12 protein-coding genes are annotated in these 14188 nt (G+C 50.7%); 5 read left to right on the top strand and 7 right to left on the bottom strand.

The window, feature by feature from the left end; all coding sequences use genetic code 11:
- The first annotated feature begins 83 nt into the window (after window positions 1-83).
- The 3 genes from bioA (at window position 84) to FEK42_RS08205 (ending at window position 3343) form a co-directional block, all read left to right on the top strand.
- Window positions 84-1373 carry an adenosylmethionine--8-amino-7-oxononanoate transaminase gene (gene bioA, locus FEK42_RS08215; RefSeq protein ID WP_130259787.1) on the top strand — a complete coding sequence of 430 codons (1290 nt, stop codon included), beginning with the start codon at window positions 84-86 and terminating at the stop codon, window positions 1371-1373.
- 58 nt (window positions 1374-1431) lie between these two features.
- Complete coding sequence (locus tag FEK42_RS08210) at window positions 1432-1908, top strand: kinase inhibitor (protein ID WP_000767391.1); 477 nt, start codon at window positions 1432-1434, stop codon at window positions 1906-1908.
- A gap of 151 nt (window positions 1909-2059) precedes the next feature.
- Window positions 2060-3343: a putative acyl-CoA thioester hydrolase gene (locus FEK42_RS08205; protein ID WP_130214915.1), complete on the top strand. Its 1284-nt coding sequence runs from the start codon at window positions 2060-2062 to the stop codon at window positions 3341-3343.
- A 140-nt stretch (window positions 3344-3483) separates the two neighbouring features.
- Here the strand turns inward: FEK42_RS08205 and FEK42_RS08200 are convergent, their stop codons facing one another.
- From FEK42_RS08200 to FEK42_RS08190, 3 genes are all read right to left on the bottom strand, one after another.
- Window positions 3484-5745: a hydratase gene (locus FEK42_RS08200; RefSeq protein ID WP_138211792.1), complete on the bottom strand. Its 2262-nt coding sequence runs from the start codon at window positions 5743-5745 to the stop codon at window positions 3484-3486.
- Between the two features lie 182 nt (window positions 5746-5927).
- Window positions 5928-7361: an anion permease gene (locus FEK42_RS08195; RefSeq protein ID WP_135492050.1), complete on the bottom strand. Its 1434-nt coding sequence runs from the start codon at window positions 7359-7361 to the stop codon at window positions 5928-5930.
- A gap of 75 nt (window positions 7362-7436) precedes the next feature.
- Complete coding sequence (locus FEK42_RS08190) at window positions 7437-8489, bottom strand: 4-oxalomesaconate tautomerase (RefSeq protein WP_135492049.1); 1053 nt, start codon at window positions 8487-8489, stop codon at window positions 7437-7439.
- A 183-nt stretch (window positions 8490-8672) separates the two neighbouring features.
- On the opposite strand from FEK42_RS08190, the gene FEK42_RS08185 reads away from it, so the two are divergent.
- A complete protein-coding gene (locus tag FEK42_RS08185) occupies window positions 8673-9626 on the top strand; it encodes a LysR family transcriptional regulator (protein ID WP_135492048.1) in 954 nt (317 codons plus the stop codon).
- A 41-nt stretch (window positions 9627-9667) separates the two neighbouring features.
- Here the strand turns inward: FEK42_RS08185 and pgl are convergent, their stop codons facing one another.
- Window positions 9668-10663, bottom strand: coding sequence for a 6-phosphogluconolactonase (gene pgl / locus FEK42_RS08180; protein WP_130209934.1), 996 nt, complete (start codon window positions 10661-10663; stop codon window positions 9668-9670).
- Between the two features lie 154 nt (window positions 10664-10817).
- On the opposite strand from pgl, the gene ybhA reads away from it, so the two are divergent.
- Window positions 10818-11636: a bifunctional pyridoxal phosphate/fructose-1,6-bisphosphate phosphatase gene (ybhA, locus tag FEK42_RS08175; protein WP_000213425.1), complete on the top strand. Its 819-nt coding sequence runs from the start codon at window positions 10818-10820 to the stop codon at window positions 11634-11636.
- Here ybhA and modC read toward each other — a convergent pair whose 3' ends face one another.
- Genes modC through modA form a run of 3 tightly spaced genes read right to left on the bottom strand, consistent with a single transcriptional unit; the run spans window position 11637 to window position 14160 of the window.
- Window positions 11637-12695: a molybdenum ABC transporter ATP-binding protein ModC gene (gene modC / locus FEK42_RS08170; RefSeq protein ID WP_130209932.1), complete on the bottom strand. Its 1059-nt coding sequence runs from the start codon at window positions 12693-12695 to the stop codon at window positions 11637-11639.
- Between the two features lie 2 nt (window positions 12696-12697).
- Window positions 12698-13387: a molybdate ABC transporter permease subunit gene (gene modB / locus FEK42_RS08165; protein WP_000604034.1), complete on the bottom strand. Its 690-nt coding sequence runs from the start codon at window positions 13385-13387 to the stop codon at window positions 12698-12700.
- On the bottom strand, window positions 13387-14160 hold the full coding sequence (gene modA / locus FEK42_RS08160) for a molybdate ABC transporter substrate-binding protein (RefSeq protein ID WP_130209930.1): 774 nt from the start codon (window positions 14158-14160) through the stop codon (window positions 13387-13389). Before modA ends, modB begins: the two co-directional genes overlap by 1 nt.
- Between the last annotated feature and the right edge of the window lie 28 nt (window positions 14161-14188).

The raw sequence follows: 14188 nt of genomic DNA, 5'->3' as shown, positions 1-14188 counted from the left end.
GCTTCTCCAAAACGTGTTTTTTGTTGTTAATTCGGTGTAGACTTGTAAACCTAAATCTTTTCAATTTGGTTTACAAGTCGATTATGACAACGGACGATCTTGCCTTTGACCAACGCCATATCTGGCACCCATACACATCCATGACCTCCCCGCTGCCGGTTTATCCGGTGGCGAGCGCCGAAGGTTGCGAGCTGATTTTGTCTGACGGTAGACGCCTGGTTGACGGTATGTCGTCCTGGTGGGCGGCGATCCACGGCTACAATCACCCGCAGCTTAATGCCGCGATGAAGTCGCAAATTGATGCCATGTCGCATGTGATGTTTGGTGGTATCACCCATGCGCCAGCCATTGAGCTGTGCCGCAAACTGGTGGCAATGACGCCACAACCGCTGGAATGCGTTTTTCTCGCGGACTCCGGTTCCGTGGCGGTGGAAGTGGCGATGAAGATGGCGTTGCAGTACTGGCAGGCCAAAGGCGAAGCGCGCCAGCGTTTTCTGACCTTCCGCAATGGTTATCATGGCGATACCTTTGGCGCGATGTCGGTGTGCGATCCGGACAACTCAATGCACAGCCTGTGGAAAGGCTATCTGCCAGAAAACTTGTTTGCTCCGGCTCCACAAAGCCGTATGGATGGCGAATGGGATGAGCGCGATATGGTGGGCTTTGCCCGCCTGATGGCAGCGCATCGCCATGAAATCGCGGCGGTGATCATTGAACCGATTGTCCAGGGCGCAGGCGGGATGCGCATCTACCATCCGGAATGGTTAAAACGAATCCGCAAAATGTGCGACCGTGAAGGTATCTTGCTAATTGCTGACGAGATCGCCACCGGATTTGGTCGTACCGGCAAACTGTTTGCCTGCGAACATGCAGAAATCGCGCCGGACATTTTGTGCCTCGGTAAAGCCTTAACCGGCGGCACGATGACCCTTTCCGCCACGCTTACCACGCGTGAGGTTGCGGAAACCATTAGTAACGGCGAAGCCGGTTGCTTTATGCATGGGCCAACGTTTATGGGCAATCCGTTGGCCTGCGCAGCAGCAAACGCCAGCCTGGCGATTCTCGAATCTGGCGACTGGCAGCAACAGGTGGCGGCAATTGAAGTACAACTGCGCGAGCAACTTGCCCCCGCCCGTGATGCCGAAATGGTTGCCGATGTGCGCGTGCTGGGGGCAATTGGCGTGGTCGAAACCACTCGCCCGGTGAATATGGCAGCGCTGCAAAAATTCTTTGTCGAACAGGGCGTCTGGATCCGGCCTTTTGGCAAGCTAATTTACCTGATGCCGCCCTATATTATTCGCCCTGAACAGTTGCAGCGCCTGACCGCAGCAGTTAACCGAGCGGTACAGGATGAAACATTTTTTTGCCAATAACGAGCAGTCAGCCTGAAGGTTTCTGGCTACACTTTCTGCAAACAAGAAAGGAGGGTTCATGAAACTCATCAGTAATGATCTGCGCGATGGCGATAAGTTGCCACATCGTCATGTCTTTAACGGCATGGGTTACGATGGCGATAATATTTCGCCGCATCTGGCTTGGGATGATGTTCCTGCGGGAACGAAAAGTTTTGTTGTCACCTGCTATGACCCGGATGCGCCAACCGGCTCCGGCTGGTGGCACTGGGTAGTGGTTAACTTACCCGCTGATACCCGCGTATTGCCGCAGGGCTTTGGCTCTGGTCTGGTAGCAATGCCAGACGGCGTTTTGCAGACGCGTACCGATTTTGGTAAAACCGGGTACGATGGCGCCGCGCCGCCGAAAGGCGAAACGCATCGCTACATTTTTACCGTTCACGCGCTGGATGTAGAACGTATTGATGTCGATGAAGGTGCCAGCGGCGCGATGGTCGGGTTTAACGTCCATTTCCACTCTCTCGCCAGCGCATCGATTACCGCGATGTTCAGTTAATCACTCTGCCAGATGGCGCAATGCCATCTGGTATCACTTAAAGGTATTAAAAACAACTTTTTGTCTTTTTACCTTCCCGTTTCGCTCAAGTTAGTATAAAAAAGCAGGCTTCAACGGATTCATTTTTCTATTTCATAGCCCGGAGCAACCTGTGAACACATTTTCAGTTTCCCGTCTGGCGCTGGCATTGGCTTTTGGCGTGACGCTGACCGCCTGTAGCTCAACACCGCCCGATCAACGTCCTTCAGATCAAACCGCGCCTGGTACCTCTTCTCGCCCGATTCTGTCGGCAAAAGAAGCGCAGAATTTCGATGCTCAACACTATTTTGCGTCCCTGACACCAGGTGCTGCAGCGTGGAATCCTTCCCCGATTACCCTGCCTGCGCAACCTGACTTTGTTGTCGGCCCGGCGGGTACCCAAGGTGTAACGCATACCACGATTCAGGCAGCGGTGGATGCGGCAATTATCAAGCGTACCAACAAGCGCCAGTATATTGCCGTGATGCCTGGTGAGTATGAAGGCACGGTCTATGTCCCTGCCGCTCCGGGTGGAATTACTCTGTACGGTACAGGCGAAAAACCGATTGATGTGAAGATTGGGCTTTCACTTGATGGTGGCATGAGTCCTGCCGACTGGCGTCACGACGTCAACCCGCGCGGCAAATATATGCCAGGTAAACCAGCGTGGTATATGTACGATAGCTGCCAGAGCAAACGCAGCGACAGTATCGGTGTTCTCTGCTCTGCGGTCTTCTGGTCACAAAACAATGGCCTGCAACTGCAAAACCTGACCATCGAAAACACGCTGGGCGATAGCGTAGATGCGGGTAACCATCCGGCGGTGGCACTGCGTACTGATGGCGACAAAGTGCAGATCAATAACGTCAACATTCTCGGTCGTCAGAACACCTTTTTTGTCACCAACAGTGGTGTGCAAAACCGTCTGGAAACCAATCGTCAACCGCGTACTCTGGTGACGAATAGCTATATTGAAGGGGATGTGGATATCGTTTCTGGTCGCGGCGCGGTGGTGTTCGATAACACCGAATTCCGCGTGGTGAACTCCCGTACCCAGCAAGAAGCGTATGTGTTTGCACCGGCTACGCTGTCTAACATCTATTACGGTTTCCTCGCCGTAAACAGCCGTTTCAATGCTTCCGGTGATGGCGTGGCGCAACTGGGCCGCTCGCTGGATGTTGATGCCAATACCAACGGTCAGGTGGTGATCCGTGATAGCGCCATCAACGAAGGTTTTAACACGGCTAAACCGTGGGCCGATGCGGTGATTTCCAATCGTCCATTTGCGGGTAATACCGGCAGCGTTGACGATAGCGACGAAGTACAGCGCAATCTGAATGACACTAACTACAACCGCATGTGGGAATACAATAACCGCGGCGTGGGTAGCAAAGTGGTTGCAGAAGCGAAGAAGTAAGAGCTATTAACTATTTGCCGGATGCGGCGTAAACGCCTTATCCGGCCTACGGTTCGATGCGATTTGTAGGTCGGATAAGATGCGCAAGCATCGCATCCGACAATAAGTGCCGGATGCGACCTACATTCACATGGCGCTTTTTACATCTGACGGTTTTTATTGAAGTTAATCAAACTACCCGCTTTGATAATCTCGCGCTCTTCAGCAGTCAGACTTTCCATATAGAGCGTAATCTCCGTTACCGGCGCATCTTTATGGATCACATAACCTTTAAACGTCGTACCTGGATTATCCAGCGCCGCTTTAATCCCAGGGATGTAAATGTAATCACCTACGTCAAAATTCGGTGCTTCCGCCATTTGCAGCGGTAACATCCCCCAGTTGATGACGTTAGAACGGTAGCGTTTAGTCGCGTACTCCTCGGCAATATTCGCCAGACCGCCAATCACACGCTGGCAACTCGCCGCCTGCTCACGCGCAGAACCATCGCCTGGTTTGACCGCATAGACCATGCTGCCAATTTCAGTTTGCAGCGGATCAATATTTTCCTGACCAGCAATCTGCTTAATACGCGCAAAAACGTCTGCCAGTTCGCTGACATTCCCCGCCAGACGCTGATTTTCCAGCTCGGCAGTGGCTTTACTTCTGCCAACATAACCCGGATCACGGCGTGACAGGGTAAACTCCGCCAGACCAATTGGATTTGAACGATACGAAGAGGTTTCACCGGAAGGAATCAATTCGTCAGTGGTGGTCACTTCGTCGAGGATCTTCGAGCACACTTTGAGGACGATATTGTCAGTCAGCGCGCCTAATTCCGGCCAGTCTTTAATGTTCGGTCCGTAGATCAGCGGTTGCTGAGTCGCCCCTTTCACAAAACCCTGATAAACACGGTTTTTATACGGCGTTACATCAAAGGCGTACTCCGGCACGTTGTCCCAGCAATCGAGTTCGCTGGCAGAGGTTAAATAGCCACCGTTTGCCGCAGTCGCAGCGATAGAACGAGCGTCCATCAACGCTACCGCTGACATCTGCCCATTGGCTGGCTTAGAGCCTTCACGGTTCGGGAAGTTACGCGTGGTGTGGCGAATACTCAAACCGTTGTTGATTGGCGTATCGCCCGCGCCAAAGCATGGGCCGCAGAACGCAGTTCTGATGATTGCGCCTGCGCCAATCAAATCTGCTACCACACCTTTTTTGGCGAGATCCATAAACACCGGCTGTGATGACGGGTAAACCGCCAGCGAGAAGGTGTCATTGCCACAGGATTGACCGCGCAGCGCATTTGCTGCGGCGATAACGTTTTCATAGTTACCGCCAGAACAGCCAGCGATAATCCCCTGCTGTACTTTCAGGCGACCATTTTCCACTTTATCCAGCAGCGAGAGTTTGGCTTTACCGTGCGCCACGCGTTCGGACTCAATTTCAATCTCACGCAGAATGTCAGTCAGATTCTGGTTCAGCGTGTCGATTTCATACACGTTGCTCGGGTGGAACGGCAGCGCAATCATCGGTTTGATGGCACTTAAATCAACGCTGATGCAGCCATCGTAGTACGCCATTGGCTGAGGATTAAGCTGGCAGTAATCCTGGCCGCGACCGTGCAGCGCCAGCCAATTATGCACTTCTTCATCGGTTTGCCAGACAGAACTTAAACAGGTAGTTTCAGTGGTCATCACGTCAACGCTGTTACGGAAATCGGTAGAGAGCGCAGCAACACCGGGACCTACGAATTCCATCACTTTGTTTTTGACGTAGCCGTTTTTGAACACTGCGCCGATGATAGCCAGCGCCACATCCTGCGGCCCCACATACGGCGCAGGTTTTCCGGTCAGATGCACCGCAACCACGCCCGGATAGTCGATATCCCAGGTGTCATTAAGCAGTTGTTTTACCAGCTCGCCGCCGCCCTCACCGACTGCCATTGTCCCTAATGCACCGTAACGGGTGTGGCTGTCTGACCCGAGGATCATTTTGCCGCCGCCTGCCATCATTTCACGCATATATTGATGGATGACCGCAATATGCGGAGGCACAAAAATACCGCCATAACGCTGGGCTGCCGATAAACCAAAAATATGGTCATCACCGTTAATAGTGCCGCCCACAGCACAGAGTGAATTATGGCAGTTGGTCAGCACATACGGCAGCGGGAAACGTTCCATACCGGACGCTTTAGCGGTCTGTACAATACCAACAAAGGTAATATCGTGAGAGGCTAATGAATCAAACTTAATTTTAAGTTTATCCATATTTCCGGACGTATTATGTGAAGAGAGTATTGACCAGGCAATAGTGCCTTTTTTTGCTTCTTCTTTTTTTATTTCGCCGGTGAAATGTTCTTCGGCAATTATTTCGTTATTACTGGCGAGAAACACGCCTTTTTCAGATAACTTGATCATCAAATGCTCCAGATGTCTGCGCACCGTGAAGTGCGCAGAAAAATAATGAAGGGATATACTCTAAATAATTCGAGTTGCAGGAAGGCGACAAGTGTGTGAATCCCCAGGAGCTTACATAAGTAAGTGACTGGGGTGAGCGAACGCAGACGCAGCACATGCAACTTGAAGTATGACGAGTATATTTACAGCATGTTCCAGCCGATCAGCATATTCCACCACCATACGCCGAGGGTGATATGCACCAGGAAGGTTAATATCGTCAGTACCGCACCGACCAACCACCAGGATTTAATATCGTTGTAACCCACACCAAAGATGACCGGACCAGCCGCGCCACCATAGTGAGTAACCATGCCGCCATAGGAGTTGGAGAACAACAGTGCCAGCGCGGTTAACATTAACGGTGCGCCGGAGACGTTCGCCAGCATGGCAAATACCGGCAACATGGCAACGATATAGGCACTACCGGAAGCGAAGAAATAACGCACGATGATGCTAAGGAAAATAATAACGAAGAAAGCAACGTTACCGTGACCATCAAATGCCAGGTTATTTTTAAAGACTTCAGCTAACCATTCGAAGAATTTAACTTTCGATAATAATGAGCTTAAGCCGATAATACCGCCGTACCAGATTAAGGTATTCCAGCCGCCTTTATTTTTAACCACGTCTTCCCAGGTCACAATGCCCAGCAACAACATGGTCGCCATAACAACAATTGCCACTGAAGATTCATCAACACCCAGGCTCTTACTGAAAATCCAGCCCAGCAGTGCCAGCACAAAGACAACGAGCAGCATTTTTTCACGGATTTTCATCGGCCCCAGTTCAGCAAGGCCCGCTTTGGCGATGGTTTTGTTATCCACCTTTTTAATTTCTGGCGGATACATGGTGTAAATCACCAGCGGAGTAACCAGCAGCATAATGATGCCCGGCAATCCGGCGGCCAGCGCCCATCCACCCCAGCTAATTTGCAGGTGCAGAATGTCGTTGATCATTTTCAGCGCCAGAATGTTCCCTGCCATTGCGGTAAAGAACATATAGCTGGTGGTTTTGGTGACCATGTAAATGGACATCATCAAGTAATGTCCGACACGACGCGGGCTTTTTTCAGGTTCTGACCCCAAAGCCACCGCCACGCTGTTGATGATCGGTAACACAATGCCGCCCGCACGCGCGGTGTTAGACGGTGTTGCCGGAGCCAGTACCAGATCGAGGAATACCGTAACGTAACCCAGACCCAGGGTAGTGCTACCAATTTTACCAATCAGCAAATAGGCAATACGTTTGCCTAAGCCGGTGGTCACAAATGCGGCGCTTAAGGTAAACGCCGAGAACACCAGCCAGGTGGTACCTGAAGAGTAACCGCTTAATACGGCGGTGGTTTTAAACGCACCGTCAGATAAGTTACCGACCACCACCATCGAGGCAGCAACGGCAATTAACAGTACGACAGGTTCCGGGAAAGGCTTGATAACCAGCCCCACAATGGCCGCCAGGTAAATACCAAAAAGCACCCACGCCAGTTCGCTTAATCCTGCCGGAGCTGGCATAAAGCCAATAATACATGGGATCGCTAATATCAGAATTAGCTTCCATAACGATTTCTTATTCATTTAAAATCCTGTTCTTTCTGTATGACTCATACAGAAGTCCTTTATTGATTGTCCTTATCCTGACAACGAATTTTTTCAGGGAAGATAAACTTCACCGGAAAATATTTTTCTGGTTGTCCGAATAACAGATGCGCGTAACGTTGTGGCATCCTGACCTTCATTACTTAAATGAACGTCGAGCGCACCACTGGGGTGTTCAATATTGATATTGCCGTATCCTACAGAAGGGACGATTTGTCGGGTGACGGTGCCTTCCAATGCACAGCTACTGGAAATGGCAATAGCGCCAGTTATCGCCAGTGCGCGATGGCAAGAATGCGGCATAAAATAACGCACATTAATTGCCCCGCCTTTCTGCGCTGGAGAAATAAGCACAGGTTTAGGGATAACCATATTACTAACATCGCCTAAGCCCATTGCTTTACCCGCTTGCAGACGGATAGATTCAATGCGGGCTAATAATGCTTTGTCGGCATCCAGTTCAGCCGGTAATTCATAGCCTGTTTTGCCCAGATATTCAGCCGGAATAATGACGACTGGCATCGCCATATCAATACAGGTCACTGGAACATCGTCAAAATAATCAATCTGTTTATCAGTCGGGAAGACTTTTCCGGTTTTTGTTCCTGCTGCATTCAGGAAAGTGAGAGCGACCGGTGCGGCTGTCCCTGGCACACCATCAATTCTGGCGCTACCCTCGTACTTGACAACACCATTTGGCGTTTGCACATCAGCTTCGATGAACGTACCAGTATTGACGTTGCGGATACGCACACGGGTGATCGGTGATGTCGCTGCAATCAAACCATTTTCAATGGCGAATGCCCCAACCCCAGACAGCATATTGCCGCAGTTTGGTGTCGTATCAACACGCTGCTCATGGACGATAACCTGAGCAAACAGATAATCGACATCAGCACGCGGATCGTCGGAACGGCTAATAATGGCGACTTTACTGGTCAGCGGATTACCGCCGCCGATACCGTCTATTTCCAGATCGTTACCGGAACCCATAATTGCCATCAATATTTTATCGCGCTGCGTTTGATCTTCGGGTAAATGTTCCGCTAACAGGAACGCGCCCCTCGAGGTTCCACCTCGCATCATCACGCAGGGTATTTTTTTCATAATAATGCCCTCAATTTAAAAACATAACTTATTGCGATATGGTTACATTAAGGGCAAAGCATCTCTAATGACTTTAGCTCCACGATTAATAACATTTTTTCATTAATTTAAGTGATTAAATTGCAGTTAAACTGTTTAACTGTAAATCACTAAAATGCACCGCTTCCATTTTTCGGAGTAATAATGAAGCATGAATTATCAGGTATGAAGGCATTTGTCATACTGGCAGAGTCCAGTTCATTTAACAATGCCGCTAAATTACTCAATATTACGCAACCTGCATTAACGCGCAGAATAAAAAAGATGGAAGAAGATTTACATATTCAACTTTTTGAGCGTACAACTCGCAAGGTTACGTTAACAAAAGCAGGAAAAAGGTTGCTCCCGGAGGCGCGGGAATTAATAAAGAAATTCGATGAAACGCTTTTTAGTATTCGTGATATGAATGCTTATCATCGTGGTATGGTGACGTTAGCGTGTATTCCGACCGCCGTATTTTATTTTTTACCGCTGGCAATCGGTAAATTTAATGAGCTGTATCCCAATATTAAAGTGCGGATTCTGGAACAAGGTACGAATAATTGCATGGAATCGGTGCTGTGCAATGAATCTGACTTTGGCATAAACATGAACAATGTCACAAATTCATCCATTGACTTTACCCCACTGGTCAATGAGCCGTTCGTTCTGGCCTGTCGGCGTGACCATCCATTGGCCAAAAAGCAGCTGGTGGAATGGCAGGAGTTAGTAGGTTACAAAATGATTGGCGTGCGTTCCTCCAGCGGCAACCGACTGCTAATTGAGCAAAAATTGTCCGATAAGCCCTGGAAACTGGACTGGTTTTATGAAGTGCGTCATCTTTCGACGTCATTAGGATTGGTGGAAGCGGGACTGGGGATTTCGGCGCTTCCTGGCCTGGCAATGCCGCATGCGCCCTATTCTTCGATTATTGGTATCCCATTGGTGGAACCCGTTATACGTCGGACATTGGGAATAATTCGCCGTAAAGATGCCGTACTTTCTCCAGCAGCAGAACGCTTTTTTGCCTTGCTGATTAATTTATGGACTGACGATAAAGACAATTTGTGGACCAATATCGTCGAACGCCAGAGACACGCGTTACAGGAGATGGGCTAATACTCCCGGCGCAGGAGATTCAGCGCCGGGTAAATCAGCGGTTAGTGTGCGTTCACCACAACCCACATTGGCCCCTGCCCTACCGCATAGCGGCCTTTTTCATGCAGCAGCCCCTGCTCGCCGACAATTTCGTATACCGAGATATGGTGCGATTTTTGCCCGGCGGCAATCAGATATTTGCCACTGTGATCAACATTAAAGCCGCGCGGCTGAGTTTCCGTTGGCTGGAAGCCTTCTTTACTCAACACGCTGCCATCTTCCGAAACGCTGAAAACGGTAATCAGACTGGCGGTACGGTCGCAGGCGTATAAATGACGACCATCTGGGGTGATATGAATATCAGCCGCCCAACGGGTGTCGGAGAAGTTTTCCGGCATCATATCCAGCGTCTGGACACATTCGATATTGCCGTGCGGATCTTTCAGTTCCCAGACATCCACTGAGCTGTTTAACTCATTGACGCAATATGCATATTGTTCGTTTGGATGGAACACCATATGACGCGGACCGGCCCCTTCAACGGTAGTCACTTCTGCGGGGTCCTGCGCCACCAGATGACCGTCATCGCTGACCGTAAACAGGCAAATACGATCCTGCTTTAATGCCGGAACCCACAGGGTGCGGTTATCTGGTGAAATATTGGCGGAATGACAGCCGTCCAGTCCCTCAACCACATCGACAACGCCCACAGGCAGGCCATCTTCCAGTCGCGTTACGCTCACGTTACCCGCATTATAAGAGCCGACAAAGACAAACTGCCCATGGTGATCGGTGGAAATATGCGTCGGGCTACCCGGCAGCGCAGACTCTGCGGCAAATGTCAGTGCGCCATCATCTGGTGCAATGCGATACGCCAGAACGCGAAATTCGGGACGAACGCCAACGTAGAGGTAACGTTTATCCGGGCTGACCACCATCGGCTGCACCTGCCCCGGCACATCGACAACCTGTGTCAGCGTCAGCACGCCTTCATGATTCAGGTTCCAGACGTGAATTTGCTGGCTCTCAGGGCTGGCGATATAAACTGTTTGCTTCATGAATGCTCCTTTGCATTTAGCAACTGACTTTAACAGCTAAAATTAGTCGCTTTTGGCGGTGAATGCTGAATTAAAACGCAGAATTTTGTCCGATAGTGGTATCGGTGTACCATTCGCGCAGACGAAAATTCTTAACCTTAATCTGGAAAACGCCATGACCACACGCGTGATTGCTCTCGACTTAGACGGCACCTTATTGACCCCGAAAAAGACTCTGCTTCCCTCATCGATTGAAGCGCTTGCCCGCGCTCGCGAAGCAGGTTACCAATTGATTATCGTCACGGGTCGCCATCACGTCGCTATTCATCCTTTTTATCAGGCGCTGGCGCTGGATACACCTGCTATTTGCTGTAATGGCACCTATTTGTATGATTATCATGCAAAAACTGTGCTTGAAGCCGATCCAATGCCCGTTAACAAAGCCCTGCAACTCATCGAGATGCTGAATGAACACCACATTCACGGTCTGATGTATGTGGATGACGCAATGGTCTATGAGCATCCGACCGGACATGTCATTCGCACGTCTAACTGGGCGCAGACTTTGCCGCCGGAACAACGCCCGACTTTCACACAAGTCGCTTCTCTGGCTGAAACGGCGCAACAAGTTAACGCCGTGTGGAAGTTCGCTCTGACGCACGATGACCTGCCGCAGTTACAGCATTTTGGTAAGCATGTTGAACATGAGTTGGGTCTGGAGTGTGAATGGTCCTGGCACGATCAGGTTGATATTGCACGCGGCGGCAACAGTAAAGGCAAACGCCTGACGAAATGGGTTGAGGCGCAAGGCTGGTCGATGGAAAACGTAGTCGCATTCGGCGATAACTTCAATGATATCAGTATGCTGGAGGCTGCCGGAACGGGTGTAGCGATGGGCAATGCCGATGACGCGGTAAAAGCACGCGCCAATATCGTGATTGGTGACAATACCACCGACAGCATCGCCCAGTTTATTTATAGCCACCTGATTTAATCAGGCGGTTATCGACACACTTTTAATTTGCGCGTATAGCCACAGGCCAGGTTTGATCGCCAGTTCATCCCTGGCCCACGGGCTTATTCGCGCCCACAGCGTTTTACCGCCGACTTCCAGTTCCACTTCCACCTGGCCGTTATCGTCATAGCTATTGACGACTTTTGCGCGCAGCACATTGCGGATGCTGGTTTGTTGCGGCGGTTGTAAAACCAGAGAAACATCGGAAGCCTGGATGCGGATGCGTAGCGCGGCTTGCAGCGGTTCATCCAGCTTATTAACCCATAAATGCTGATCGCCCAGCGCCAGCGCGGTCATTGCGTAACGCGGATGATGTTCCAGTACCGTTACTTTCAGAATGCTGCTTTGTTGCTCTTTCGGCAGCCACGGATTCATCACGCTACTGCCCCACACTTCTTCCAGCGCCCCGAAAGCTTTCACCTGGCCGTTTTCCAGTACCATCACTTTGTCCGCCAGATGGAGGATTTCATCCAGCGAATGACTGACATACAGCATCGGAATGTTGATTTCCCGCGTCAGCCGTTGCAGATAAGGCAATAGCTCGCGTTTGCGCGGAAGATCCAGCGACGCCAGTGGTTCATCCAGCAATAATAATTCCGGAGCCGTCAGCAATGCCCGACCAATTGCCACACGCTGTTTTTCGCCTCCGGACAGGCTGCCCGGTAAACGGTCAAGCAACGGTTCAATGCCTAAAAGCGCCACCAGCTTATCGAACTGATCGACCATACTTTTCGACATGCCGTAGCGCAGATTGCCACGCACTTTGTAATGCGGGAACAGCCGTGCATCCTGAAACACATAGCCAACGCGACGCTTTTCCGGCGTCAGGCAGATACCTTTTTCGGCATCATTTAGTACCCGACCATTGAGGACAATCCGCCCTTTTTGCGGGCGCGTCAGTCCACTAATGGCGTTAATCAGCGAAGTTTTTCCGGCACCGGAGACGCCAAAGATAGCAGTGATGCCATTGGCGGGCAGCGTTTCATTAATGGTCAGGCAATGGTTGCCCAAGGTCTGGGAAAAATTCAGTTCCAGCATGATTAGCGCCCCGCCCGTTCACGGCTGATTCTGGCCAGCCATTCTGAAATCAACAGGGAGATCATCGCCAGCGCAATAGAAATAATGCAGAGTCTCGCCGCGCCGCTTTCACCGCCTGGGGTCTGGATCAGGGTATACATGGCAGAAGGAATGGTTCGCGTTTCACCTGGAATGTTAGAAACAAAGGTGATGGTTGCGCCAAATTCACCGAGCGAACGAGCAAATGCCAGTACTGTACCGACGATAATTCCCGGCAACGTCAGCGGTAACGTGATAGTAAAGAAAACACGCCAGCGCCCAGCCCCCAGCGTTCTTGCGGCCTGTTCCAGTTTGACATCAACCCCTTCCAGCGCCAGACGAATCGCCCGCACCATCAACGGAAAAGACATGACTGCGGCAGCGAGAACCGCGCCGCGCCAGCTAAACGCGAAGGTAATGCCAAACCAGTCATACAGGCGTTCGCCGATAAATCCGCGCCGTCCCATAGAAACTAACAGCAAGTAACCGACAACCACGGGCGGTAACACCAGCGGTAGATGCAGTACGCTGTCGAGCAGAGCTTTGCCCGGAAACGTGCAACGCACCAGTAACCAGGCAAAAAAGATCCCAAACGGCAGGCTAAACAGCACAGCCAGGGAAGAAACTTTCAGGCTTAATAAAACCGCCTGCCATTCTGGATCGGTCAGTATCATTACTTAGTTGTAAATCCGTAACGTTTAAAGATTTCCGCAGCCTGCGGTCCCTTCAGATAATCGTAAAATGCTTTCACTGTCGCGTTGTTATGCCCTTCCACGACGGCAACCGGATATTCCACTTTTTTATGCGAATCTTCCGGGAAAGTGGCGACCACTTTTACCCCTTTGCTGGCAACTGCGTCAGAACCGTAGACAATACCCAGCGGCGCTTCATTACGTTCGACCAGCGCCAGCGCCCCACGAACATCTTCTGCGGGAGCCAGTTTCGGGGAGAGCGTATCCCATGCGCCCAGTTTTTGCAGAGCTTCTTTCGCATAAATGCCAGCCGGAACATGTTCCGGATCGCCAACCGCCAGGCGGCCGCCATTCAGCAGAGAGGTCCAGTTAGTTTTGCTGTCGATGGTGAACTCTTTCTGCTCGCTGGTTTTCGGTGCTACAACGACCAGGCTATTGCCGAGCAAGGTTTGACGCGTGGCGGTATCAATTCCTTTTTTATCAATTGCATAATCCATCCATTTCTGATCGGCAGAAATAAACAGATCCGCAGGCGCACCTGCTTCAATCTGACGAGCCAGAGTAGAAGAGGAGGCGAAAGAAGAAACGACGTCTACGCCTTTCTCTTTTTTATACTGCGTAGCGATATCCTGCATCGCGTTGGTCAGTGATGCTGCGGCAAAAACCGTGATTTTCCCTTCATCCGCCAACGCATTGCCAGCAACAGTGAAAGAGAGCGCCGCCCCGGCAAACAGGTTTAACCATTTACGAGCCATTTGTAACCCCTTTATTTAACGTTATGTA

It is taken from the genome of Escherichia sp. E2748 (genome assembly GCF_005781125.1).
GTDB lineage: Bacteria > Pseudomonadota > Gammaproteobacteria > Enterobacterales > Enterobacteriaceae > Escherichia.
The sequence above is the reverse complement of the archived record's forward strand: the minus strand, read 5'-3'. Positions and strand labels throughout refer to the sequence as shown.